This is a genomic window from Streptomyces sp. NA02950, assembly GCF_013364155.1.
Lineage (GTDB): Bacteria > Actinomycetota > Actinomycetes > Streptomycetales > Streptomycetaceae > Streptomyces.
The window spans coordinates 5,881,652-5,905,708 of sequence record NZ_CP054916.1; the positions used below are offsets into that span (position 1 = coordinate 5,881,652).

At 71.2% G+C, this 24,057-nt stretch carries 27 protein-coding genes and 1 tRNA gene; 20 read left to right on the forward strand and 8 right to left on the reverse strand.

What is annotated here, in order from left to right:
• The first annotated feature begins 57 nt into the window (after window positions 1-57).
• The 5 genes from HUT19_RS25705 to HUT19_RS25720 all read left to right on the forward strand — a co-directional run bounded on the left by HUT19_RS25705 (window position 58) and on the right by HUT19_RS25720 (window position 2,962).
• On the forward strand, window positions 58-480 hold the full coding sequence (locus HUT19_RS25705; protein ID WP_176182730.1) for a Mov34/MPN/PAD-1 family protein: 423 nt from the start codon (window positions 58-60) through the stop codon (window positions 478-480).
• Between the two features lie 89 nt (window positions 481-569).
• Window positions 570-686, forward strand: a complete 117-nt coding sequence (locus HUT19_RS44355; protein WP_368661712.1) for a putative leader peptide — start codon at window positions 570-572, stop codon at window positions 684-686.
• Window positions 687-800: 114 nt separating this feature from the next.
• Window positions 801-1,079: a MoaD/ThiS family protein gene (locus HUT19_RS25710; RefSeq protein WP_176182731.1), complete on the forward strand. Its 279-nt coding sequence runs from the start codon at window positions 801-803 to the stop codon at window positions 1,077-1,079.
• Entirely contained in the window at window positions 1,079-2,029 is a 951-nt protein-coding gene (locus HUT19_RS25715; RefSeq protein ID WP_176182732.1) for a PLP-dependent cysteine synthase family protein, read from the forward strand. Before HUT19_RS25710 ends, HUT19_RS25715 begins: the two co-directional genes overlap by 1 nt.
• Window positions 2,030-2,209: 180 nt before the next feature.
• The gene (locus HUT19_RS25720; RefSeq protein WP_176182733.1) at window positions 2,210-2,962 is read left to right on the forward strand and encodes an MBL fold metallo-hydrolase; all 753 of its coding nucleotides are present in this window, start codon (window positions 2,210-2,212) and stop codon (window positions 2,960-2,962) included.
• A 95-nt stretch (window positions 2,963-3,057) separates the two neighbouring features.
• Here the strand turns inward: HUT19_RS25720 and HUT19_RS25725 are convergent, their stop codons facing one another.
• Complete coding sequence (locus HUT19_RS25725; RefSeq protein WP_176182734.1) at window positions 3,058-4,302, reverse strand: PTS transporter subunit EIIC; 1,245 nt, start codon at window positions 4,300-4,302, stop codon at window positions 3,058-3,060.
• A gap of 214 nt (window positions 4,303-4,516) precedes the next feature.
• On the opposite strand from HUT19_RS25725, the gene HUT19_RS25730 reads away from it, so the two are divergent.
• A complete protein-coding gene (locus HUT19_RS25730; RefSeq protein ID WP_176182735.1) occupies window positions 4,517-4,843 on the forward strand; it encodes a glucose PTS transporter subunit EIIB in 327 nt (108 codons plus the stop codon).
• 88 nt (window positions 4,844-4,931) lie between these two features.
• On the opposite strand, the gene HUT19_RS25735 is transcribed toward HUT19_RS25730, so the two are convergent.
• Window positions 4,932-6,146 (reverse strand): IS30 family transposase, encoded by a 1,215-nt coding sequence (locus HUT19_RS25735; protein ID WP_254885586.1) that lies wholly within the window; start codon window positions 6,144-6,146, stop codon window positions 4,932-4,934.
• Between the two features lie 85 nt (window positions 6,147-6,231).
• Here HUT19_RS25735 and rph point away from each other — a divergent pair, with 85 nt between their 5' ends.
• The 3 genes from rph to rdgB all read left to right on the forward strand — a co-directional run bounded on the left by rph (window position 6,232) and on the right by rdgB (window position 8,142).
• Window positions 6,232-6,963, forward strand: a complete 732-nt coding sequence (rph, locus tag HUT19_RS25740; RefSeq protein ID WP_176182736.1) for a ribonuclease PH — start codon at window positions 6,232-6,234, stop codon at window positions 6,961-6,963.
• A gap of 124 nt (window positions 6,964-7,087) precedes the next feature.
• A complete protein-coding gene (locus HUT19_RS25745; RefSeq protein WP_176182737.1) occupies window positions 7,088-7,483 on the forward strand; it encodes a hypothetical protein in 396 nt (131 codons plus the stop codon).
• Window positions 7,484-7,506: 23 nt separating this feature from the next.
• On the forward strand, window positions 7,507-8,142 hold the full coding sequence (gene rdgB, locus HUT19_RS25750; protein ID WP_176182738.1) for an RdgB/HAM1 family non-canonical purine NTP pyrophosphatase: 636 nt from the start codon (window positions 7,507-7,509) through the stop codon (window positions 8,140-8,142).
• Between the two features lie 47 nt (window positions 8,143-8,189).
• Here rdgB and HUT19_RS25755 read toward each other — a convergent pair.
• Window positions 8,190-8,273 (reverse strand) — tRNA-Leu (locus HUT19_RS25755).
• Between the two features lie 244 nt (window positions 8,274-8,517).
• On the reverse strand, window positions 8,518-8,985 hold the full coding sequence (gene bcp, locus HUT19_RS25760; protein ID WP_176182739.1) for a thioredoxin-dependent thiol peroxidase: 468 nt from the start codon (window positions 8,983-8,985) through the stop codon (window positions 8,518-8,520).
• Between the two features lie 136 nt (window positions 8,986-9,121).
• Between bcp and HUT19_RS25765 the strand changes: the two genes are divergently transcribed.
• Entirely contained in the window at window positions 9,122-9,442 is a 321-nt protein-coding gene (locus tag HUT19_RS25765; protein WP_176182740.1) for a DUF3618 domain-containing protein, read from the forward strand.
• 138 nt (window positions 9,443-9,580) lie between these two features.
• Window positions 9,581-9,883, forward strand: a complete 303-nt coding sequence (locus tag HUT19_RS25770) for a co-chaperone GroES (protein WP_049719557.1) — start codon at window positions 9,581-9,583, stop codon at window positions 9,881-9,883.
• A 134-nt stretch (window positions 9,884-10,017) separates the two neighbouring features.
• Here the strand turns inward: HUT19_RS25770 and HUT19_RS25775 are convergent, their stop codons facing one another.
• The gene (locus HUT19_RS25775; protein ID WP_176182741.1) at window positions 10,018-12,336 is read right to left on the reverse strand and encodes a transglycosylase domain-containing protein; all 2,319 of its coding nucleotides are present in this window, start codon (window positions 12,334-12,336) and stop codon (window positions 10,018-10,020) included.
• A 281-nt stretch (window positions 12,337-12,617) separates the two neighbouring features.
• Between HUT19_RS25775 and HUT19_RS43235 the strand changes: the two genes are divergently transcribed.
• The 4 genes from HUT19_RS43235 to HUT19_RS25790 all read left to right on the forward strand — a co-directional run bounded on the left by HUT19_RS43235 (window position 12,618) and on the right by HUT19_RS25790 (window position 16,207).
• Entirely contained in the window at window positions 12,618-13,418 is an 801-nt protein-coding gene (locus HUT19_RS43235; RefSeq protein ID WP_254885785.1) for an ABC-2 family transporter protein, read from the forward strand.
• Window positions 13,419-13,488: 70 nt separating this feature from the next.
• On the forward strand, window positions 13,489-14,253 hold the full coding sequence (locus tag HUT19_RS25780; RefSeq protein WP_254886224.1) for an ABC transporter permease: 765 nt from the start codon (window positions 13,489-13,491) through the stop codon (window positions 14,251-14,253).
• A 3-nt stretch (window positions 14,254-14,256) separates the two neighbouring features.
• Entirely contained in the window at window positions 14,257-15,345 is a 1,089-nt protein-coding gene (locus tag HUT19_RS25785; protein WP_176182743.1) for an ATP-binding cassette domain-containing protein, read from the forward strand.
• Between the two features lie 37 nt (window positions 15,346-15,382).
• On the forward strand, window positions 15,383-16,207 hold the full coding sequence (locus tag HUT19_RS25790; protein WP_254885786.1) for a DUF1707 domain-containing protein: 825 nt from the start codon (window positions 15,383-15,385) through the stop codon (window positions 16,205-16,207).
• Between the two features lie 38 nt (window positions 16,208-16,245).
• On the opposite strand, the gene HUT19_RS25795 is transcribed toward HUT19_RS25790, so the two are convergent.
• The gene (locus tag HUT19_RS25795; RefSeq protein ID WP_176182744.1) at window positions 16,246-17,553 is read right to left on the reverse strand and encodes an SGNH/GDSL hydrolase family protein; all 1,308 of its coding nucleotides are present in this window, start codon (window positions 17,551-17,553) and stop codon (window positions 16,246-16,248) included.
• A gap of 244 nt (window positions 17,554-17,797) precedes the next feature.
• Between HUT19_RS25795 and HUT19_RS25800 the strand changes: the two genes are divergently transcribed.
• The 5 genes from HUT19_RS25800 (at window position 17,798) to HUT19_RS25820 (ending at window position 22,391) form a co-directional block, all read left to right on the forward strand.
• A complete protein-coding gene (locus tag HUT19_RS25800; RefSeq protein ID WP_176182745.1) occupies window positions 17,798-19,150 on the forward strand; it encodes a DUF445 domain-containing protein in 1,353 nt (450 codons plus the stop codon).
• Between the two features lie 135 nt (window positions 19,151-19,285).
• Complete coding sequence (locus HUT19_RS25805; RefSeq protein WP_254885787.1) at window positions 19,286-20,134, forward strand: class E sortase; 849 nt, start codon at window positions 19,286-19,288, stop codon at window positions 20,132-20,134.
• 87 nt (window positions 20,135-20,221) lie between these two features.
• Entirely contained in the window at window positions 20,222-20,521 is a 300-nt protein-coding gene (locus HUT19_RS25810) for a DUF6412 domain-containing protein (RefSeq protein ID WP_176187300.1), read from the forward strand.
• A 133-nt stretch (window positions 20,522-20,654) separates the two neighbouring features.
• Window positions 20,655-21,326, forward strand: coding sequence for a membrane protein insertase YidC (locus HUT19_RS25815; protein WP_176182747.1), 672 nt, complete (start codon window positions 20,655-20,657; stop codon window positions 21,324-21,326).
• A gap of 198 nt (window positions 21,327-21,524) precedes the next feature.
• The gene (locus tag HUT19_RS25820; RefSeq protein WP_176182748.1) at window positions 21,525-22,391 is read left to right on the forward strand and encodes a fumarylacetoacetate hydrolase family protein; all 867 of its coding nucleotides are present in this window, start codon (window positions 21,525-21,527) and stop codon (window positions 22,389-22,391) included.
• Between the two features lie 59 nt (window positions 22,392-22,450).
• Here the strand turns inward: HUT19_RS25820 and HUT19_RS25825 are convergent, their stop codons facing one another.
• Window positions 22,451-22,960: a heme-degrading domain-containing protein gene (locus HUT19_RS25825; RefSeq protein WP_176182749.1), complete on the reverse strand. Its 510-nt coding sequence runs from the start codon at window positions 22,958-22,960 to the stop codon at window positions 22,451-22,453.
• The gene (locus tag HUT19_RS25830; RefSeq protein WP_176182750.1) at window positions 22,957-24,057 is read right to left on the reverse strand and encodes a Gfo/Idh/MocA family oxidoreductase; all 1,101 of its coding nucleotides are present in this window, start codon (window positions 24,055-24,057) and stop codon (window positions 22,957-22,959) included. Before HUT19_RS25830 ends, HUT19_RS25825 begins: the two co-directional genes overlap by 4 nt.

Here is a 24,057-nt window from a genome sequence, read left to right on the forward strand (position 1 = left end):
GCCGCCGGGCCCGGAGGCCCCGCGCGGCCCGCCAAACGGCTTTCCTATTCTGTGGCCATGCTGACCATCACCCAGGCCCTCCGCGACCAGATCGTGGCGCACGCCCGCGCCGACCACCCCGACGAGGCGTGCGGCGTGATCGCGGGACCGGCCGGAAGCGGCCGACCCGAGCGGTTCATCCCCATGCTGAACGCGGCCCGCTCACCCACGTTCTACGAGTTCGACTCGGGCGATCTGCTCAAGCTCTACCGCGAGATGGACGACCGCGACGAGGAGCCCGTCGTCATCTACCACTCGCACACCGCCACCGAGGCGTACCCCTCCCGCACCGACATCTCCTACGCCAACGAGCCGGGCGCCCACTACGTCCTGGTCTCCACCGCCGACGCGGACGGCGCGGGCGAGTTCCAGTTCCGCTCGTTCCGGATCGTGGACGGCGAGGTCACCGAGGAGGAGGTCGAGGTCGTCGAGGCGTACTGAGCGCGCGCGATCTCGTATACCGGTACCTACTCGTCCGTATCGCGGGACATATTTCCTGGGGTCCGAGCGGGAATCGATACGATGAGTCCATGGTTTTCGATGACGTGAGCGACAAGACGCCGGGCATGCTGCTCGTGGCGCGGCTCCACGTCGACCTGTGCAGGCTCGCCAGCGCGATCTGTCCGCAGCGCGCCGTGGCCGCCTGATCCCGCGGTACCCGTACCAGACCTGCCCCGCGCCGCCGTGCGCACCCGCCACGCCCGCCCGGAGCCCCTCCGGGACCCGGCCTTCCACCCCGCCCTCCGACAGGAGCTCCTGACATGGCCATCGAGGTCCGCATCCCGACCATCCTCCGCACCTACACCGACGGCCAGAAGGCGGTCGAGGGCAGCGGGACCACCCTCGCCGAGCTCTTCGCCGACCTCGAGTCCCGGCACACCGGGATCCAGGAGCGCCTGGTCGACGGCGGCGAGCTGCGCCGCTTCGTCAACGTCTACCTGAACGACGAGGACGTCCGCTTCCTGGACGGCATCACCACCAAGCTGTCCGACGGCGACAACGTGACGATCCTCCCGGCGGTCGCCGGCGGGATGCGCTGATGCGGTACGACAGTCCGCTGGCCGCGGTCGGCAATACGCCGCTTGTCCGCCTGCCGCGGCTCTCGCCCTCTTCCGAGGTACGGATCTGGGCGAAGCTGGAGGACCGCAATCCGACCGGCTCGATCAAGGACCGCCCCGCGCTCCATATGATCGAACAGGCCGAGAAGGACGGCCGGTTGACCGCGGGCTGCACCATCCTGGAGCCCACCTCCGGCAACACCGGTATCTCGCTCGCCATGGCGGCCAAGCTCAAGGGCTACCGCATCGTGTGCGTGATGCCGGAGAACACCAGCGACGAGCGGCGTCAGCTGCTCGCCATGTGGGGTGCGGAGATCATCTCCTCGCCCGCCGCCGGGGGCTCCAACACGGCCGTCCGGGTGGCCAAGGAGCTGGCGGCCGAGCACCCCGACTGGGTGATGCTCTACCAGTACGGAAACCCGGACAACGCGGGCGCCCACTACGCCACCACCGGCCCCGAGATCCTGGCCGACCTGCCCTCGATCACCCACTTCGTGGCCGGGCTCGGCACCACCGGCACCCTGATGGGCGTCGGCCGCTTCCTGCGCGAGAACAAGCCGGACGTCCAGATCGTGGCCGCCGAGCCGCGCTACGACGACGTGGTCTACGGACTGCGCAACCTGGACGAGGGCTTCGTCCCCGAGCTGTACGACGAGTCCGTCCTCACCACCCGCTTCTCCGTCGGCTCCGAGGACGCGGTCATCCGTACCCGTGAACTCCTCGCCGAGGAGGGCATCTTCGCGGGTGTGTCCACCGGCGCCGCGCTGCACGCCGCGCTTGGTGTCGCCCGCAAGGCGGAGCGGGCGGGCGAGAGCGCCGATGTGGTCTTCGTGGTCGCCGACGGCGGCTGGAAGTACCTGTCCACCGGCGTCTACACGGCGGCCACCACCGAGGAGGCGATCGAGACGCTGCACGGCCAGCTCTGGGCGTAGCGGCCGCGGGGGGCGGCAGGGCCCGGGTCCCTTCGGCTCCGTCCTGGTGATTCCGCCCACAACGCGGGCCCGTGGAGGAGCTACCTGGGCTTTAGCGCCTTACGCTCGTGGGCACCGCATGACCCCCCGCACCCGCCCATGGCCCTCGGCATGGGGACCCCCCAAGGAGGTTCCTGCTCCATGAAGCTCACCGTCGTCGGATGCTCAGGGTCGTTCCCGTCCGCGGAATCGGCCTGTTCGAGCTACCTCGTAGAGGCCGACGGCTTCCGGCTGCTCCTCGACATGGGCAATGGCGCCCTGGGCGAGTTGCAGCGCCACTGCGGTCTCTACGACCTCGACGCCGTGCTCCTCTCCCATCTGCACCCCGATCACTGCATCGACATGTGCGGATACTTCGTGGCGCGCTACTACCGCCACGACGGCGGCCGGGCCGAGGCGATCCCCGTCCACGGACCGGAGGACACCGAGCGGCGGCTGGTGCAGGCCTACGACGACGTCCCCGACGAGAAGGCCATGCGGGAGGTCTTCGACTTCCGCACCCTGACGCCCGGCACCTTCGAGGTCGGCCCGTTCACGGTGCGCGCCGAGCGGGTCTGCCACCCGGTGGAGGCGTTCGGCTTCCGGATCGAGCACGGCGGCCGCACGCTGGTCTACTCGGGCGACACCGGCCCGTGTGAGGCCCTGGTGGAGCTGGCTCGGGGCGCGGACCTCTTTTTGTGCGAGGCGGCCTTCACGCACGGCAAGGAGGACATCCCGGAGCTGCACCTCAACGGGCGCCAGGCGGGCGAGCACGCCCGTCGGGCCGGGGTGGACTCCCTGGTGCTGACCCATATCCCGCCGTGGACGGATCCGCAGATCAACCAGCGGGACGCACAGCAGGTCTTCGGGGGCCCGGTGGAACTGGCGAAGGCGGGCGCGGTCTACGAGGTCTAGGCCGCCGGAATACAGATCCGACGGACGGCGATGCGCCGGACCGGAGGGAACCGGTCCGGCGCATCGCCGTCCGTGTCCGAGGGCGCGGGGAAGCGCTAGCCCTTCTTGCCGCTCGAGGCGGCCGCCGCGGCAGCGTCGTCCACCGAGTCGTCCGGTTCCCGTCCCGGGGTCGGGATGTTGAACTTGGTGATCACGAAGCGGAACACCACGTAGTAGAGGACGCCGAAGGCCAGTCCGATCGGAATGATCATCCAGGCCTGCTCGCTGTGCGACCACCCCAGCAGATAGTCGAAGAGCCCGCCGGAGAAGGTGAAGCCGCTGCGTATGCCCAGCGCCCAGGTCAGCGCCATGGAGACACCGGTCAGCACCGCGTGGATGCCGTACAGCACCGGCGCGATGAACATGAACGAGAATTCGATCGGCTCGGTGACACCGGTCACAAAGGCGGTCAGCGAGACCGAGAGCATCATGCCCATCACGGCCTTGCGGCGCTCGGGGCGGGCGCAGTGCGCGATGGCCAGACCGGCGGCGGGCAGGGCGAACATCATGATCGGGAAGAAGCCGGTCATGAACATTCCGGCCGACGGGTCGTCGTGGAAGTAGCGCGCGATATCGCCGTGGTAGGTCTGGCCGCCGGCGGAGAAGTCACCGAACTGGAACCAGGCGAACGAGTTGAGCAGCATGTGCATGCCGACGGGGATCAGCAGCCGGTTGACCACACCGAAGATCCCGGAGCCCGCGGCGCCGTTGTCCGAGAGCCACTCGGAGAAGTGGTTGAGGCCGTCGCCGATCGGGGCCCAGAGATAGCCGAAGGCCACACCGTAGAGCAGGCCCGCGAAGGACATCAGGATGGGGATGAAGCGGCGGCCGCTGAAGAAGCCCAGCCAGTCCGGGAGCCGGGTGCGGTGGTACTTCTCCCACAGCACCGCGGCGGTGATGCCGACCACGATGCCGCCGAGCACGCCCGGGTCCTGCGGCTTGCCGGTGACATCGCTGACGAAGCCGGTCAGCACGTTCTTGTAGACGAGGAAGCCGACGAGGGCGGCGAAGGCGGTGGTGCCGTCCGACTTCTTGGCGAAGCCGATGGCCACACCGATACAGAAGAGCAGGGCGAGGTTGTCGAAGAGCGCGCCGCCCGCGTGGGCGAAGATCTCCGCCAGCTTGTTCCAGCCGAGGCCGTCCTTGCCGAAGACGTCGTCCTGGCCGAGACGGCTCAGGATGCCCGCGGCGGGCAGTGCGGCGACGGGCAGCTGGAGGCTGCGCCCGATCTTCTGCATACCCTTGATCAGACCGGCGCCCCGCTTCTGGGCGGGCGCCGCCGAGGCGGTGGCCGTACTCATCGGATTCCTCCTGGTGAGGCGGGCTCTCGGGGAAGGGGCGGCCCGCAGTATGGTCTACACCACAAGTGGTGTAGACCTGTTGTAGCACGTGAGGATCCGATAAAGGAATCCATCGTTTCATGTGGTCTGAACCACCGATGTCCAGGGGTGCCAGGGTGCCATCGAGGGCATCAACCCGCATAATGGTGTAGACCACTTGGGAGGGCGAACCGACATGGCCCTGCGAAGGTGGGCCGGCGTGGTTAACGTAGATGAACCGCTCGCCGGTATCCCGGAATCCCGAAGGGCCGAGACAACAGGAGTGGACATGGCCAGCAAGGCTGAGAAGATCGTCACGGGGCTCGGCGGACTCGACAACATCATCGAGGTCGAGGGCTGCATCACGCGCCTGCGCACCGAGGTCAAGGACCCCTCCCTCGTCGACGAGGCCGTCCTGAAGGCGGCGGGCGCCCATGGCGTGGTGAAGATGGGCAGCGCGATCCAGGTGGTCATCGGCACCGACGCCGACCCCGTCGCCGCCGACATCGAGGACATGATGTGACCACCCGGTGAGTCACGCCTCCCGCGCGACAGGGCCCCGCTCCGCCCCGGCGGTTTCTAGGGGTCGTTGCAACACGTGGTCGTGTTGATCAGGCCGCGAGCAGTTTATGCAGGCGCTCGGCTGGGGTTTCCCAGCCGAGCGTTTTGCGTGGGCGGCGGTTGAGCTGGTCGGCGACGGCGGCCAGGTGCTCGGGGCCGTGGGCGGACAGGTCGGTGCCCTTGGGGAAGTACTGACGGAGCAGTCCGTTGGTGTTCTCGTTCGAGCCGCGCTGCCAGGGGCTGGCGGGGTCGCAGAAGTAGACCGGGATGTCGGTGGCGAGGGTGAACTCGCCGTGGCGGGCCATCTCGCTGCCCTGGTCCCAGGTCAGGGACCGTTTCAGCTGGGCGGGCAGGGTCTGGACTGTGGTTGTCAGCGCTCCCAGGACGGCCTCGGCGCCGTGGTCGCCGGGCAGATGCAGGAGCATGGCGTAGCGGGTCGCGCGTTCCACCAGGGTGCCGATCGCGGACTTCCCGTCCTTGCCGATGATCAGGTCGCCTTCCCAGTGGCCGGGCAGGGCCCGGTCCTCGGCCTCGGCGGGCCGTTCGCTGATCATCACCATCGGGGTGGTGAACCGCGGCTGGCGGCAGTTGGCCTGCTTCTGCGGCTTGCGGCGGGCCCGCCCCGAGCGCAGGGTGCCGGCGAGCTCGCGCCGTAGCCGGCCTCTGCCCTGGACGTAAAGGGCCTGGTAGACGGTCTCGTGGACCACGTGCATCTCCGGCCGGTCGGGGAACTGTGCCCGCAGAGCGTGGCATACCTGCTCCGGGCTCCACTTCTCGTCCAGCATCGCCTGGACGGCGGCCCGCAGCTCGGGGTTCTCGCTGATCTTCCGGCGCTTGGGGCGGGGCCGGCGGGCATCCGCGCGGGCCTGGGCCGCGTAGGGCCGGTACTGACCGCTGCCCGGGTGCCGGTTGCGGCGGATCTCCCGGCTGATCGTGGACGGACTGCGGCCCAGCTCGGCCGCGATCGCCCGGACCGTCGCCTTCTCACGCAGCCGGTCGGCGATGTGGATCCGGTCGGCCTCGCACAGGTACCGCGACGGCGCAGAAGGCGGCCCCACCGAGTTGATCGGTGGGGCCGCCTTGTTGCTGCCGGACACGCCGCGTCCGTAGCGCCAGCGTTTCCCGGTCCGCCGGTTGATCCCGACAATCCGGCACGCTTCCGTGTTGCTCACGCCCTGCTGCATGAGCCGGAAGTATGCCTCCCGCTCACGAGTGAGCTTCCTGGGTCCCTGCGGCTGCCGGTCCTCACGGATCTCGAAGTCCATGCCACCCCTTGAGCTGGGGTGTTGCAACGACTCCTAGAACCCAAGCCCGGACCGGGGCCCTCCGGGTTGCCGATAGGCTCATCCCATGTCTCGTATCGACGGCCGCACCCCCGATCAGCTCCGCCCCGTCACCATCGAACGCGGATGGAGCAAGCACGCCGAGGGCTCCGTCCTCGTCTCCTTCGGCGACACCCGAGTGCTGTGCACCGCGAGCGTCACCGAGGGCGTGCCGCGCTGGCGCAAGGGCAGCGGCGAGGGCTGGGTCACCGCCGAGTACGCGATGCTGCCGCGCGCCACCAACACCCGCGGCGACCGGGAGTCCGTCCGCGGCAAGATCGGCGGCCGCACCCATGAGATCTCCCGCCTCATCGGCCGCTCGCTGCGCGCCGTCATCGACTACAAGGCGCTCGGCGAGAACACCATCGTGCTGGACTGCGATGTCCTCCAGGCCGACGGCGGCACCCGCACCGCGGCCATCACCGGCGCCTATGTGGCCCTCGCCGACGCCGTCGAGTGGGCCCGCGGCAAGAAGCTGATCAAGGCGACCCGGCAGCCGATCACCGGCACCGTCGCCGCCGTGAGCGTCGGCATCGTCGACGGCGTCCCCATGCTCGACCTCTGCTACGAGGAGGACGTGCGCGCCGAGACCGACATGAACGTCGTCTGCACCGGCGACGGCCGCTTCGTCGAGGTCCAGGGCACCGCCGAGGGCGAGCCCTTCGCCCGCGACGAGCTCAACGCCCTGCTGGACCTCGCCGTCGCGGGCTGCGGCTCGCTGGCCGGTATCCAGCGCGCGGCGCCGGCCGACGAGGCGTGAGACGGCGGCCGGGCAACCACCGCCCGGCCGTTGGCGTGTAGTCAGGTACCAGCACATCCACCGACACCCGGCCCCGGGGCGCGTCCGCGCCCCGGCGGGCCGCCCCCCGGGGAGGGACCGTTCCATGGCTCCGCGCCACCGTCACCGACGCACCACCGCCGTCACCGCACTCGCCGCCGTGGCCCTCACGGTCCCCCTCGCCGTCGGATGCGGCGCGGTGGAGAAGGCCTTCGACTGCGCCCAGCTCGCGGTCGAGATATCCAACGACGTGGACGACCTCCAGAACGCCGTGATCGGTGCCGCGAACGACCCCACCGAGACCGGCCGGGTGCTCACCGCCCTGGACAAGGACATCGACAAGCTGGACGACCGCACCGACAACGCCGACGTCAGCAAGGCCATCGGCCACCTCCAGACGGCCGTGGACAATGTGCAGAAATCCGTCGACCAGGGCAAGAACCCCGATCTGACCCCCGTCCGGGACGCGGCGGGCGAGCTGACCAAGGTCTGCACCCCCTGACCGTCCCTCGATAATCGAGAGCTATGCAGCAACGTTCAGAGGGACATCTCCCACACCCCCGCCGTCTGATCCTCGCCACCCGCAACGCCTACAAGATCACCGAACTGCGCTCGATCCTCGGCGAATCCGGGCTCGACGTCGAACTCGTGGGCGCCGACGCCTATCCGGAGATCCCCGACGTCAAGGAGACCGGCGTGACCTTCGCGGAGAACGCCCTCCTCAAGGCCCACGCCCTGGCCGACGCCACCGGACACCCCGCCATCGCCGACGACTCCGGCCTCTGCGTGGACGTCCTCGGCGGCGCCCCCGGCATCTTCTCCGCCCGCTGGTCCGGCCGCCACGGCGACGATCGCGCCAACCTCGAACTCCTGCTCGCCCAGATCTCCGACGTCCCCGACGAACACCGCGGCGCCCACTTCGAATGCGCCGCCGCCCTCGCCCTCCCGGACGGCACCGAACGGGTCGTCTCCGGCCGCCTCACCGGAACACTCCGTCACGCGCCCACCGGCGGCGGTGGTTTCGGCTACGACCCCATCCTCCAGCCCCACGGCGAAACCCGCACCTGCGCCGAGCTGACCCCCGAGGAGAAGAACGCCATCAGCCACCGCGGCAGGGCCTTCCGTGCCATCGCGCCGGTGGTGCGCGAACTGCTGGGGTGAACCGCTGAGGGGCGCCTCACCGGGTTTGTGAGGCGCCCCTGGACATGTGCGGCCGGTGGGACTCGAACCCACACGGGATTTCTCCCACGGCGACCTAAACGCCGCGCGGCTGCCAGTTACGCCACGGCCGCAATCGCAGGCCATGCTACCGGGCCGACAGTAGTGAGAGTGGCCGTGCACGTGCCTACGCCAGGGGCTTCGCCGTGTGAAGGGGCTGGTGTCGATCCCGCGCTGCGCGACCAGCGGCTGAAGCCCACGGCGCCGCCCGCCGCTGGCTTCGCCCTCGAGTACGCGTATGAGGTCTGCCCAGGCCGATGAACGGGCAACGGCTTCGGCGCCCCCGGGTGGGCCGGGACCTGCCCAGGAGGGGTGGGCTCAGAGGCCCAGGTCCTTGATGATCTTGGCGACGTGGCCGGTGGCCTTCACGTTGTAGAGGGCGCGCTCGACCTTGCCGTGTTCGTCGACGATCACGGTGGAGCGGATCACGCCGGTGACGACCTTGCCGTAGAGCTTCTTCTCGCCGTAGGCGCCGTAGGCCTCGAGGGTCTTCTTGGAGGGGTCGCCGAGGAGGGTGATCTTGAGGTTCTCCTTCTCGCGGAACGTGGCCAGCTTCTCCGGCTCGTCGGGGGAGATGCCGATGACGTCGTAGCCGTGGCCGGAGAGGAAGGCGAGGTTGTCGGTGAAGTCGCACGCCTGCTTGGTGCAGCCCGGGGTGAGGGCGGCGGGGTAGAAGTAGACGATGACCTTGCGGCCCGCGTGGTCGGCGAGCGAGACCTCCGCGCCGTCCGCGTCGGGGAGGGTGAAGGCGGGGGCGGTGTCGCCGGGCTGAAGTCGCTCGCTCATGGTTCGGGTGCTCCTCGTGGCATCGGGTACATACCGACATTAGCCAGCTTTGCGACCGGGGGTGCCATGGGGCGGGGAAGAGAACAAGCTGACAGACTGTCCATCACGAATCATCGAGACTGACGGAGGCAGCGCGGTGTCGGATGCCAGGACCCCTGCGCAGATCGAGGCGGACATCGTCCGCAGGCGGCAGGAGCTCGCCGTGACGCTCGACGAGATCGGGGTGCGGCTGCACCCGAAGACGATCGTCGGGGACGCGAAGGCGAAGGCGGCGTCGGCCGTGGACCGGACCGCCGGGCGGGCGTACGTCTCCGCGAACCGGATGGTCACGAACGTGCGCGGCCAGCTGGTGGGCGAGGACGGGGCGCCCCGGATGGAGCGGATCGTGCCGGTCGCGCTGGTCGTGGTGGGGCTGGTCGGGCTGCTCACGTTTTCCTCGCGGCGCCGTCGCGGCTAGGGCGCCCCGGTCGGCGCGCCCCGGTCCCGTCCCGGCCTCGGTCCGGGCGTCGGCCGCCCTGCGGCCTCGGGACGCCCCGCGGCCAGGTACGGTCATGACGTGAGTACGAACACGTCCCATGACAAGCTGCCCATCCGGATGCTGCACGACCGGGTGCTGGTCCGCACCGACATTCCGGAGGGCGAGCGCCGGTCCACCGGCGGCATCGTCATCCCCGCCACCGCGGCGGTCGGCAGGCGGCTGGCCTGGGCCGAGGTGGTCGCGGTCGGGCAGAGCGTACGGACCGTGGAGCCGGGCGACCGGGTGCTCTACGACCCGGAGGACCGCGCCGAGGTCGAGGTGCGCGGCGTCGCCTATGTGCTGATGCGGGAGCGCGATCTGCACGCGGTGGCCGCCGAGCGGCTGGAGGGCGCCGAGGACTCCACCGGGCTGTATCTGTAGCGGAGTCCGTAGCGGATACGCGGCGGTCGCCCAGGCGCTCCTGGAAACGGCCGGAGGGTGGTGACCCGCGTCACCACCCTCCGTCACGTCTGCCGGTCCTGAGCGGTCCCGGCCGCGGCCCTCAGCGGCGGTCCTCAGCCGCCCTCCAGGCCGCCGGGATCACCTTCGCCCTCGTCGGCGCCCTCGCCCTGGTCACCACCCTCTCCGCCGGTATCCTCCGCCGATGGCTCTCCGGTCGGGAGCCCCGTCGGCGGGTCGAACGTCGGGAGGTCCGTGGGCGCGGACGGCAGATCGCTGGGCAGGGTCGGGACCGAGGTGTCCGGCGGGGTGGTCGCCGGAGGCGTGGTCACCACCGGCGGCAGACCGGTCGGGGCCTCGGGGGTGGTCGGGACGTCGTCCGGGACGCCGCTGCCGTCCTCCAGCCGCAGGTCGAACTCGGTCGGCGGCTTCCCCTCCAGCGCGCTCGCGGTGTACTCGGCCCAGATCTCCGCGGGGTAGCCGCCGCCGTTGATCCGCTCCAGTCCGGTCGCCCCGTACAGCGGCTTCTGTACGCCCGTATTGGAGTCCTGGCCCATCACGGACACGACGGTCGCCAGATCCGGGGTGTAGCCCGCGAACCAGGCGGCCTTGTCCTCCTCCGCGGTGCCGGTCTTGCCCGCCGCCGGGCGCTCGGCGCCCTGGGCCGCGGTGCCGGTGCCGCCGTCGACCACGCTCTGGAGCACCTGGGTGGTGGTGTCGGCGGCGACGCGCGGAATGGCCTGCCGGTGCTCCCGGGACGGGAGCTTGATCTGCTCCCCGTCCTTGGTGATCTCCGAGACCAGGGAGTAGTGCCCGTGCCTGCCGTGGTTGGCCAGGGTCGCGTACGCCTCGGTCATGTCCAGCACGCTGGCGGTGGCCGGGCCCAGCGCGATGGACGGGGAGGCGTGCAGATCGGGGGTCTCCTCGGGGATGCCGAGGTCGAGGGCGGTCCGCTTGACCTTGCGCGGGCCGACGTCCTCGGCCATCTGCGCGTAGACCGAGTTCACCGAGTTGTCGGTGGCCGTGGTGACGTCGATGTCGCCGTAGTCGAGGTCGTCCTCGTTGGCGGGGGAGTAGCCGGTCGGGCCGTCCCGGCCGATCACCTCGCGCCGGTTGTCCCCGTTGTAGAGCGTGTCCGGCGTGATCGTCTGGCCGTCCTGGGTGGTGGCCCCATAGCGCACCGCCGAGGTGAACACGAACGGCTTGAAAGTGGAGCCCACCTGGTAGTCACGTCGGGTCGCGTTGTTGACGAACTGCTTGGTGTAGTCGATGCCGCCGTAGAGCGCGACCACTCTGCCGGTCTTGGGATCGATCGAGGCACCGCCCGCGCGGACGTAGGAGTCGACCTTCCGGTCGTTGCTGAGCTTGCTCATCAGCCGCTCGCGCACGGCCGCGGCGAAGGCGTCCTGCCGCTCGGGGTCGATCGTGGTGGTGATGCGGTAGCCGCCGCGCGCCAGGGTCTGTTCGTCGACGATCCCGTTGCTGGTCAGGTAGTCCTGGACCGCCTCGATCAGATAGCCGCGCTGTCCGGACAGACCGGAGGGGGCGCGGGCCGCCGAGGGCGCGGGGAAGGTCATCTTGTGCCGGGCGGCCCGGCTGAGCCAGCCCTTCTTGACCATGCCGTCCAGGACGTAGTGCCACCGGGCCACGGCCTGCCGCTTGTTCTGCGGGTGGGAGACGACGTCATAGGCGCTGGGGGCGTTGAGCAGGGTGGCCAGATACGCGCTCTCGGCGGTGTTCAGCTGTCCGATGTCCTTGCGGTAGTACGCCTGGGCGGCGGCCTGGATCCCGTAGGCGTTGCGCCCGAAGTAGCTGGTGTTGAGATAGCCCTCGAGGATCTTGTCCTTGCTCACCTCGCGGTCCAGCTTGATCGCGATGAAGAACTCCTTCACCTTGCGGGTGACGGTCTGTTCCTGGTCCAGGTAGTAGTTCTTCACGTACTGCTGGGTGATGGTGGAGCCGGACTGCTTGCCCTTGCCGGTGGCGGTGTTCCACCCGGCCCGGACCATCGCCACGGGGTTGATCGCCGACTCGGAGTAGAAGTCCCGGTCCTCGGCGGCCAGCACCGCGTGCTGGGTGGTCTTGGACACCTCACTGAGCGGGACGTTCTCCCGGTTGACCTTGCCCTCGCGGGCCAGTGGGGTGCCGTCGGAGTAGAGGAAGACATTGCTCTGGGCGATGGCGGCCTTGTTGGCCGGGGGGATGTCGACGAGCAGGTAGCCGCTGACGAGTCCGCCCGCGACCAGCAGGACGATCAGCAGGAAGCCGCCGAGCACCATCCGCCAGGTGGGGATCAGACGACGCCAGCCGGTGCGCTGGGGACGGCCTTTCCTGCCCTTGCCGGACTTTCCGGACCTGCCGCTGCTCTTGCCTCTGCCACTCGGGGCGCCCGTGCCGGCTGCGCTGCCGACGATCAGCTGGGGCTCGTCGCTCATGTCTCCTGGGACTCCTCGGCCGCCGTCGAGGGTTGCGCCGCGGCGGAATCGTACATGGTTGGGCGATTCGCGTCGTACGCCCCATAAAACACTGTCGCATCATCCGTTCCGGCCCGCTTCCGTGGCACGCACCCGCGATGGGTCTGTGACCGGCTGAACGGATGATTTCCCTCACACCTTCCGGTGAAAAACCGATGGCTGCGACTCCGCCAACGGGGCTAGGCTCCTGAACTTCGGTGCCGGGAAGCCGGGGAGCGTCAAAGAGGGGGGGAACGGGGCGGATGCGGCTGTACGCGGCCGTCGCGGTGAGCGCCTTCAAGCGCTACGCGACCTACCGGATCGCCACCGTCGCCGGAGTGTTCACCAACACCGTCTTCGGCTTCATCCTCGCGTACACCTACACCGCGCTGTGGGACGAACGCCCGCACCTGGGCGGCTACGACCTCTCCCAGGCGCTCACCTTCGTCTGGCTGGGGCAGGCACTGCTCGCGGCCACCGCCGTGATGGGCGGCGGCGTCCAGGAGGAGCTCCAGGAGCGGATCCGCTCGGGTGACATCGCCGTCGACCTCTACCGCCCCGTCGACCTCCAGCTGTGGTGGCTGGCGGGCGATCTGGGGCGTGCGCTGTTCCAGCTGCTCGGGCGCGGTGTGGTGCCGCTGACCCTTGGTGCGCTGGCCTTCCGACTCACCCTGCCCGCCTCGCCGTTGACCTGGCTGTGGTTCCTGCTGTCGGTGACGCTCGGGGTGTGCGTGGGGTTCGCGGTGCGCTATCTGGTGGCGCTCGCCGCCTTCTGGCTGTTCGACGTCGCGGGGCTGAGCATGCTGAGCGGACTGCTGTGCCTGTTCTTCTCCGGGATGATCCTGCCGCTGCACGTCTTCCCGGGGCGGCTCGGCGAAGTGGCCCGCGCCCTGCCCTGGTCGGCGATCCTTCAGGTGCCCGCCGATGTCTTCCTGGAGGAGCACCGGGGGGCCGGACTGCTGTGGGCCTTCGGCTTCCAGGCGGCGTGGGCGGTGGTGCTGCTCGCGGCCGGGCGGCTGCTCCAGTCGGTCGCGACCCGGAAGGTGGTGGTCCAGGGTGGGTGAGCGTACGGCCGGCCGGGGGGACGGCTCGGTGCTGCTCCAGGGGTTGCGCGCCTATGTGCTGATCGTGGGGATGTGGGTGCGCTCGACGATGGCGTACCGCACTTCGTTCCTCCTCATGACGCTGGGGAACTTCGCCGCGACCGGACTGGACTTCGTGGCCATCGCGCTGATGTTCTCGCACATCGGCAGCCTCGGCGGGTTCACCCTGCCGGAGGTGGCCCTGCTCTACGGCACCACCAGTACCGCGTTCGGCCTCGCCGACCTGCTGCTCGGCACTATGGAGCGGATCGGCCGCCGGGTGCGGGACGGCACGATGGACACCCTGCTGGTGCGGCCGGTGCCGATCCTGGCCCAGGTCGCCGCCGACCGGTTCGCGCTGCGCAGGCTCGGCCGGATCAGTCAGGGGGCGCTGCTGCTGGGCTGGGCGCTGGTCCGGCTGGACATCGACTGGACGCTCGACCGGGTGTTGCTGATGCCGGTGATGCTGCTGAGCGGCGGTGTCATCTTCGGGTCGGTGTTCGTGCTCGGCGGCGCCTTCCAGTTCTGGGCCGCGGACGCGAGCGAGGTGCAGAACTCGGTGACGTACGGCGGGAACACGCTGTTGCAGTATCCGCCGACGATCTTCGCCAAGGAACTGCTGCGCGGCGTCACCTTCGTCATTCCGCTGGCCTTCGTCAACTGGCTGCCCGCGCTGCACATCCTGGGCCGCCCCGATCCGCTGGGCCTGCCCGGCTGGATCGGGTTCGGCGCGCCGCTGGTCGCGGCCGGGTGCTGTGCGCCGGCGGGGCTGGCCTGGCGGGCGGGGCTGCGGGCGTACCGGAGTACGGGGAGCTGAGGGATGGACGGGACGGGCGGTACGGGCGGCTCCGGCGACGCCCTGATCGAGCTGGACGGGGTGGAGAAGGTCTTCGAGGTACGGCGCCGCGCCGGGCTGCTGCGCCGTGAGCGGCGTCAGGTGCGCGCGGTGGACGGCATCAGTTTCCGGGTGCGGCGCGGTGAGATGGTCGGTTACATCGGGCCCAACGGAGCGGGGAAGTCCACCACCATCAAGATGCTGACGGGGATTCTGCTGCCCAGCGGAGGCCGGGTGAGGGTCGCGGGGATCGACCCCTCGCGGGAGCGGACCCGGCTCGCCCGCCGGATCGGGGTGGTCTTCGGCCAGCGCACCACCCTGTGGTGGGATCTGCCGCTGCGTGACTCCTACGCGCTGGTGCGGCGGATGTACCGGATCCCGGACGCCCGGTACCGGGAGAACCTGGACCGCTGTGTGGAACTGCTGAACCTCGGCGCGCTGCTGGAGGTGCCGGTGCGTCAGCTCTCGCTCGGCCAGCGGATGCGCGGTGACATCGCGGCGGCCCTGCTGCACGACCCGGAGGTGCTGTACCTCGACGAGCCGACGATCGGGCTCGATGTGGTCAGCAAGGCGAAGGTGCGGGAGTTCCTGCGGGATCTGAACGCCGAGCGCGGCACCACCGTGCTGCTGACCACCCATGACCTCACCGACATCGAACAGCTGTGCCGACGGGTGATGGTGATCGACCACGGTCGGCTGGTCCACGACGGCGGGCTGGACGCGCTGCACGCGGTGGGGGAGAGCGAACGCACGCTGGTGGTGGACCTGGAGCGGGAGATGGCGCCCATCGAGATCCCGGGTGCCCGGACGGTACGGGTCGAAGGGCCCCGGCAGTGGCTGGCGTTCCCGGCGACCAGCAGCGCGGCGCCCGTGGTCGCGGCGGTGGCCGACGGCTATCCGCTGGTGGACCTGTCGCTGCGGGAACCCGACATCGAGGACGTCATCGCGCGCCTGCTCCTCCCCGGGCGGGACGGGGCCCATGACCGTGACACGGCCCCGGACGCAGCCCGGGATGCGGACATCGACGCGGTCCGTGACGGCGCGGAAGGCACGGCCGACGCTACGGAAACGTAACGCCGCCGAGCCGGGCACCCGCCATTACGCTGTCCGTATGACAAGCGCTGGTTCTTCCCAGGGGGCGAGCCCCGACGTTCCGGGCGAATCCCAGATGCGGGCCTCCGATGCCGAGCGCGAACGGATCGCCGAGGTGCTCAGGGAAGCCGTCGCCGAAGGCCGCCTCGATATGGAGGAGTTCGAGGAGCGGCTGGACGCGGCGTACAAGGCGCGCACCCACGCCCAGCTGGAGCCGCTGGTCAGGGACCTCCCGGTGCCCGGCACCGGGTCCGGCACGCTGCCCGCGCCCGACCGCCGCGAGGAGTGGAGCGAGCGGATCGGGGGCACGCCCACCTCCCGTATGGCCGTCGCGGTCATGGGCGGTTTCCAGCGTAAGGGCACCTGGACCGCGCCGCGCGGCTTCACCGCCATCACCCTCATGGGCGGCGGCGAGATCGATCTGCGTGAGGCCCGCTTCGAGGGCCGCGAGACGGTGATCCGCTGCTTCGCGCTCATGGGCGGGGTGCAGGTCATCGTGGGGCCGGAGGTCGAGATCCACGTCGGCGGCATCGGCATCATGGGCGGCTTCGACCAGAGCGGGGAGGCCGGCGGCGAACCCGGTGCGCCCCGGGTGACCGTGACCGGGCTGGCGATCTTCGGCGGGGTCAGTGTCGAGCGCAGGCTGCGCAAGGCGGAGCAGCGGCGGCTGAAGGCCGAGCGCCGCCAGCTCAGGGCCGAGCGCAGGGAGCTGCTGCGGGCCGAGCGCCGTGAGCGGCGGGAGGAGCGCCGGGAGGACCGCCGGGGCGGGCACGAGGAGCGGCTGGAGGGCCACTGGGGCACGCACCGGCGGGTGTCCTTCGAGAAGGACCGCCCCGAGGACTGAGGGGACTGAGCGACCGGGTCCCGGGCGGCCCCGCGGCCTTACAGCGTGGCCGCCGCGGTGCTCTTCAGGTGGTCCAGGTTCAGCGCCCGCGCCATCGCCCGGTAGCCCGCGTCGCTCGGGTGCAGATGGTCGCCCGAGTCGTAGATGGGCCGCAGCCGCAGCGGGCTGATCGGGTCGCGCAGCGCCTTGTCGAAGTCGACGACCGCGTCGAAGACCTTGCCGGAGCGGATCTGGGTGTTGATCTGCTCCCGTACGGCGTCCAGCTGCGGGGTGTAGCCGCGGTGGCCGTAGAAGGGCGTCAGGGTGGCGCCGACGACCCGCAGGCCCCGGGCGTGCGCCTGCTCGGTCATCCGCTTCAGCCCGCTCACGATCTTGTTCGGGTCGGTCTGGTGAGGAATGCGGAGTATGTCGTTGATACCCAGTTCGATGACCACGGCCTTGACGCCGGTGCGCGAGAGCACATCGCGGTTGAACCGGGAAAGCCCGCTGGGGTTGTTGGGCGGGTACTGGGTGCCGTCGCTCAGCACGCGGTTGCCGCTGATCCCCTGGTTGAGCACGCCCAGCCGGGGCGCTCCGGGCTCGGTGCGCAGCCGCTCGGCGAGGAAGTCGGTCCACCGGCGGTTGGCCCCGGCGGTGGAGGTGATGCCGTCGGTGATCGAGTCACCGATCACGGCGACCGAGCCCTGCGCCTCCTTGGACCACACGTCCACGGCGGTCAGATAGCGCCAGTACGGGCTCTGCTCGGTGTACGCCGCGCCCGCGGTGTCCTCCGTGCGGTCGCCGCGCGCCATGTAGGAGGTCTGGCGGGCGTGCGGGTGGTAGGTGACCGAGCCGGCCGTCTGCGGGGCGTAGGTGGTGACCAGCAGGTCCGCGGCGTCCGGGATGGTCAGCCGGACCGGGTCGCTGGTGGCCGCCTTGCCGGGCGGGATGGTCACCCAGGCGCGGTTGCCGAAGGTCAGGCGGCGCATCGTACCGGCCGCGGCGGTGGGGTTGCTGGGGGCGGCCGCCAGCGCCAGCGAGGCATGCGTGATCGTCAGCGGGCGGGCGCTGTAGAAGTTGGAGAGCTGGATCCGGGCGCTGGAGCCGCCGACGCTGGTGCGGACCACGTTCCGTATCGACATGCCGGACAGTCCGCGCAAGGTGGTCTTCGGCTCGGCGGCGGCGGCCGAGGTGGACCAGGTGCCGACCCAGGAACCGGACGAGGCCGGGTCGGCGGAGCCCCGGGTCCGGGCTCCGGTGTCCATGTCGTCCTTGTCGCCGCCGAGCCCGATGAATATCGCGGTCGAGACGAGGATCACCACGGCCGCCAGCGCAGCGAGCACGGTGTAGCCCGTGCGTCTGGGCATAGGGGGCACGCTCATGGGCGGGGGTCTCCTCGGGCGGCGGAGCTCGAGGCTCCGATACGTGGACGGGAACTGCGAGTGTGTCAGCAGCGCCGAAAGGTCCGGTCGGTCCCCCATGATCCCATGGCGGGCTGCGGATCCGCCCGTCGGCCTGCCCCCAGTGTGCGGGGTCGCTCCCCCGGACAGACGACGGGAACCCGCCGTTCGTTCCAACAAGTGGGCGACCGAAACAGGAAAGAGACAATGCATGAGGGGACGGCGCGACCGGGTGGAGCGAATGGACCGGACAACAGCGGGTGATACGGCGCACAGACCGCCCGGCGGCGGTCCGGCCGGCCTCACCGCGGACACCCCGCTCGACCAGGAGCGGCGGCGCGGTGTGCGGCGGATGAAGGCTTTCGCCACCGGTCTGCTGCTCGCCGTCGCGCTGGTGTACACCCTCGCCGAGTGGGCAGCCTCCTCCGGGGCCGGCGGCTGGGCCGGATATGTCGCCGCGGCCGCCGAGGCGGGCATGGTCGGCGCGCTGGCCGACTGGTTCGCGGTCACCGCGCTCTTCCGGCGGCCGATGGGGCTGCCCATCCCGCACACCGCCATCATTCCCACCAAGAAGGACCAGCTCGGGACGAGCCTGGGCGAGTTCGTCGGGGAGAACTTCCTCTCCGGTGACGTGGTACGGATGCGGCTGCGCACCGTCGGTATCGCCGAGCGGCTCGGCACCTGGCTGGCCGAACCCGCGCACGCCGACCGGGTGACGGACGAGCTGGCCACCGCGCTGCGCGGGGCGCTCACGGTGCTGCGCGACTCCGATGTGCAGGCGGTGGTGGGCGAGGCCATCACCCGGCGGGCCGACGCCCAGGAGATCGCGCCGGGCCTCGGCAAGCTGCTGGCGCACATCGTCGCCGACGGCGGCCACCACCGCGCCGTCGACCTGGTGTGTCTGCGCGCCCACGACTGGCTGGTCGAGCACAACGAATCGGTGATGGACGCGGTGACCGGCGGCGCGCCCGGCTGGACGCCGCGCTTCGTGGACCGCAAGGTGGGCGAGCGGGTCTACCGGGAACTGCTGCGCTTCGTGAGTGAGATGCGTGACATGCCCGCCCATCCGGCGCGCGGCGCCGTGGACCGCTTCCTCACCGACTTCGCCGAGGACCTCCAGTCGCACACCGAGACCCGGGCGCGGGTCGAGCGGCTGAAAGGGGAGGTACTGGGGCGCGCCGAGGTGCAGGACCTGATCGCCTCGACCTGGGCCTCGGTGCGTTCGATGATCGTCGCGGCGGCCGAGGACGAGCGCAGTGAGCTGCGGCGCAGGGCGCGGACGGCCATTCTGTCGCTGGGTACGCGGATGGTGACGGACACACGGCTGCGCGGCAAGGTCGACGGATGGCTGGAAGACGCCGCCGTCTATGTGGTGACGACCTATCGGGACGAAATCACCTCGCTGATCACCGAGACGGTGGCGGGGTGGGACGCCGAGCACACCTCACGGAAGATCGAGGCCCATATCGGGCGGGATCTCCAGTTCATCCGGATCAACGGCACGGTGGTGGGCGCGCTCGCCGGGCTTGTCATCTACACGGCCTCGCGCGCGCTGGGCGGTTGAGGGCGCACGTCCGTCGATGGGCGCATGTCCGTTGCGGGGCGCGCGCCCGGCGGGCGCATGTCCGCTGTCGGGCGCGCGGCTCTGGAAGGTGCGGGCGGCAGGTCCTATGGTGCCCCTCCCCGGAGGGAGGCCGGTGTGCGACGTCAACGATGCCAGGGGCCGCGGGAGCGGCGGTTACGGCGGAGCGGAGCCCGGCGGGGGCGGCGCGCGGTGGCCGCCCGGGTGCTGTGGACCTCGGGTGAGCTGGCGGTCACCCTCGGGCTTGTCGCCCTGCTCTTCGTCGTCCATGAGCTGTGGTTGACCAACCGCCAGGCGCGGCAGGGCGCCGCACGCGAGGTGGCGGCCCTGGAGCGGGAGTGGCGTACCCGGGGCCCCGGCGACCGCACCGCACCGGAGGCGGACCCGCGGGACGCCTCCCCGGCCGGGGGAGGCCCGGAGCGCGACCGCGCCGCCACCGCCCGCACCGGCCCGGGGACCAGTGGCGGCAGTGCCCCGCGGCGGGACCAGTCGTACGCCGTGCTGCGCATCCCGCGGATCGGGCTCACGGTCCCGGTCGCCGAGGGCGTCAGCCGGTCCGCCGTGCTCAACAAGGGGTACGTGGGTCACTATCCGGGGACCGCCCAGCCCGGCCGGGCGGGGAACGTCGCGCTCGCCGGGCACCGCAACACCCACGGCGAGCCGTTCCGCCGGCTCGACGAGGTGCGTCCCGGGGACACACTGCGCATCGACACCGCGGACGCCCGCTACACGTATGTGGCCGACCGCACCCTGCCGCGGACCTCGCCGTCCGACGGCACGGTGATCGCGAAGGTGCCGTACAGCTCGGCCCGTCCGCGGCAGCGCTACACCGAACCCGGCTACTATCTCACGCTGACCACCTGCACCCCCGAATTCACCTCCCGCTACCGGCTGGTGGTGTGGGGGCGGCTGACGTCCGCCGTACCGCGCACCGCCGACGCGGGCGGCCAGGGCGCGGGCGGCTAGACTGACCGGACTCAAGCGAGCGGGGGCGCGGGGGAGCGCCGGGAAGAGGGGAACAGCGGGGTGACCCACCGGTTCGAGCGGCTGCGGATGCACCTGGGGGTGTGTCTGTTCCTGCTGACCGGGGCCCTGCTGACACAGACCGGTCTGATGAGCGCCGTTGCGCTCGCCGCCACCACGGCCGCCACCGCCGCCGTTGCCGCGGCGCTGCTGACCCGCGCGCTGCTGGCCTCCCACGGCAGGGTGCCCACTCCGCCGGGCCGGGTTCGCACGGCGATCCGGGACCGGGAGCGCCGTACCGCCTTTCTGCCCCAGCGGGATCCGGACGCCTCGGGGCGCCCGCGGCCGCGGGCGCCGGGCCGTCGCCTGCCGACGGCCGCGCAGGCGTAACGCGTAGGCACCCCACCGCACCACCCACCACTGCCTCACGCACCGGCGCACACCACCCGTACCGCCGCCATGCCGCGCGGCTTGTCACGCCGATCCACCTCATCCGGCACGACGAGATCCGCGGAGTTCTCCCATGTCTCTCTTCTCCTGCCTCGGCAGCCTGTTGTCCACCATCGCCGATCAACTCGACCCGCTGTTCGGGGCGTCGGCGACGGCCGCCGCGATCGTGGTCTTCACGCTCGGCGTCCGCGCCGCGCTGCACCCGCTGACCCGGGCGGCGGTGCGTGGTGAGAAGGCGCGGGCCCGGCTGGCCCCGAAGTTCGCCGAGCTGAGCCGCCGCCACCGGAGCGACCCCGAGCGGATGCGGCGCGCCCTGGGCGAGTTGCGGGCCGAGGAGGGTTCCTCGCCGATGACGGGCTGTCTTCCGGCCGTCGTCCAGCTCCCCGTCTTCTTCGTCATGTACCACGTCTTCTCCACCGGAAGCGGCGCCGGGGACCTGCTGGACCACACCCTGGCGGGTGCTCCGCTGGGCGGCCGGTGGGACGGGGCGCTGGGCGGCTCGCAGGGGCTGGTCCACCTCGCCCTCTTCGTGCTGATCGCGGCGGTGGCGACCTGGACCTGGTGGCGCGCCCGCAGGACGGCCGTGCCCGGGGCGTCGCCCGGTCTGGCCCGGGTTCTGCCGCTGCTGTCCTTCGGCACCCTCGTCACCGCCGCCGTGGTCCCGCTGGCGGCGGGGCTGTACCTCGCGACCAGTACGACGTGGACGGCGGTGGAGCGGGCGCTGCTGCACCGCGGCGCAAGCTGACGAGCCTGGCCGGTGGGTGAACACGGCCCGCGGGTCCGGTGGATGAACGCCGCCCGCGGGCCGGGTCCCCGATCACGGCCCGCCGGTCCGATCCGTGAACAGGCTCTTGCGGAGTGGACAGGGCTCTTGGAGGATCGTCCGACCAGGCCGTCCCCCGGACTTGCCCCTTCGACCACGTTCGACCGCGGGAGTCGTGAGATGAAGTTGCTGCGTGTGGGACCGGCGGGCGCGGAACGCCCGGCACTGCTGGACGCCTCGGGCACCCTGCGGGACCTGTCCGGCCTGGTGCCGGAGATCGACGGCGCCCTGCTCGCCGATGACGCCTCCCTCGCCCGGATACGGCAGGCGGCGACGGCGGAAGGCGCCGGGGCGCTGCCCGCGATCGAGGACGGCGGGGTGCGGATCGGCCCGCCGCTCGCCCGGATCGGCAAGATCGTGTGCATCGGGCTGAACTACCACGACCACGCCACCGAGACCGGCGGTGCCATCCCCCAGGAGCCGATCCTCTTCATGAAGGCGCCGGACACGGTCGTCGGCCCGCGGGACACCGTGCTCGTTCCGCGCGGCAGTGTGAAGACCGACTGGGAGGTCGAACTCGCCGTGGTGATCGGCCGTACCGCGCGCTACCTCGACTCCGACGAGGCGGCCCTCGCCTCGGTCGCGGGCTACACCATCGCCCATGATGTCTCCGAGCGCGCCTTCCAGATCGAGCGCGGCGGCCAGTGGGACAAGGGCAAGAACTGCGAGACGTTCAACCCGCTCGGCCCCTGGCTGGTGACCGCCGACGACGTGCCCGACCCGCAGTCCTTGGGCCTGCGGCTGTGGGTCAACGGCGAGCTCAAGCAGAACGGCACCACGGCGGACCAGATCTTCGGGGTCGCCCATGTGGTCCGCTATCTCAGCCAGTTCATGACCCTCTACCCGGGCGATGTCATCAACACCGGCACCCCGGCGGGGGTGGCCCTGGGCCATCCCGAGCCCAAGCCGTATCTGCGCGCGGGCGATGTGGTCGAGCTGGAGATCGACGGACTGGGCCGCCAGCGCCAGGAGCTGAAGGACGCGTAGCGCTCCGCGGGAGACGAGGGTGAGCGGGGCCGCCAGGTGCGCAGCCCCGCGTACGACGGTCAGGCCGTGGCCGTATCCGACAGATAGCGCTCCAGCGCCTCCACCACCAGGGCGTGGTCCTCCGCCTGCGGAAGACCCGAGACCGCGACCGTGCCGATGACCCCGGTGCCCGTCACATGGAGCGGGAAGGCGCCGCCGTGGGCCGCGTAGAGATCCGGGTCGAGGCGCGAGGACTCCTCGAAGGTGCTGCCCTTGGCCCGGAAGCGGGCGCCGACCAGGTACGAGGCGGCCCCGTAGCGCTCCACCACCCGGCACTTGCGGTCCAGCCAGGCGTCGTTGTCCACGCTGGTGCCGGGCAGCGCACGGTGGAAGAGGCGCTGTCCGGCGCGGCGCACCGAGACGGTGACGGCCGCGCCGCGCTCCTGGGCGAGGTCGGCGATCAGACAGCCGAGCCGCCAGGCGTCGTCGTTGTCCAGCCGGGGCAGTCGCAGCCGGCGCTCCTGCTCCTCCAGCCGGGCGATCAGATCGCCCGGCTCCTCGGTGTGCCGGGCCGGGGTGTGCGTGCTCATGCCGTGGCCTCCAGGTGGACCGTACGCTGCTCGGCGGCCGACAGCCGGGCCGCCTCCAGGACGTGCAGGGCCGCCGCGGCCTCGGCGGCGGTGACCGGCGGGCGGGTGCCGTCGCGCAGGGCGGCGGCCACGCCGGCGTAGTAGGCCGGGTAGTCGCCGGGCAGGGTCGGGACGGGGATGCCGCCGCCGGTCAGCGGCGACTCGCCCGCCCCCAGCCGGCCCCAGCCGCTCTCCGGCTCGACGCCCCACGGGCCGGTGTCCGGGGTGCCGGGGCGCAGACCCTCACGGAGGGCGGCCTCCTGCGGGTCCAGGCCGTACTTCGCATAGCCCGCCTCGCTGCCCAGCACCCGGAAGCGCGGGCCCAGTTGGGCCGTGATGGCGCTCATCCACAGATGGGAGCGGATGCCGCCCGCGTGGGTGAGGGCGATGAAGGTGTCGTCGTCGGTCTGCGCCCCGGGGCGGCGCACATCGACCTCGGCGTAGACGGAGACGACCGGGCCGAAGAGGGTGAGCGCCTGGTCGACCAGATGGCTGCCCAGGTCGTAGAGGAGACCGCCGACCTCGGCCGGGTCACCGGACTCCCGCCAGCCGCCCTTCAGCTGGGGCCGCCACCGCTCGAAGCGGGACTCGAAGCGCTGGACGTGGCCGAGCGCGCCGTCGGCGATCAGCTTCCGGAGGGTGAGGAAGTCGTTGTCCCAGCGGCGGTTCTGGAAGACGCTCAGCAGCAGCCCGCGCGCGTCGGCGAGCGCGGCCAGCTCCTCGGCCTCGGCGGCGGTCGCGGCGAGCGGCTTGTCCACCACGACCGGCAGCCCCGCCTCGAGCGCGGCGCGGGCGAGCGCCACATGGGTGCGGTTCGGCGAGGCGATGACGATCAGGTCCAGCTCGTCCGCGCGTCCCCACAGCTCGTCGGCGGAGTCCGCCAGGATCACATCGGGGTACTCGGCGCGGGCCTGCCGCCGCCGCTCGCTGCTGGAGGTGACGACGGTGTCGAGGACGAGACCGTCGGCGGCCGCGATCAGGGGTGCGTGGAAGACGGAGCCCGCCAGGCCGTAGCCGACGAGTGCTACGCGGAGGGCGCTGTTGTGGTGGTCATCCAT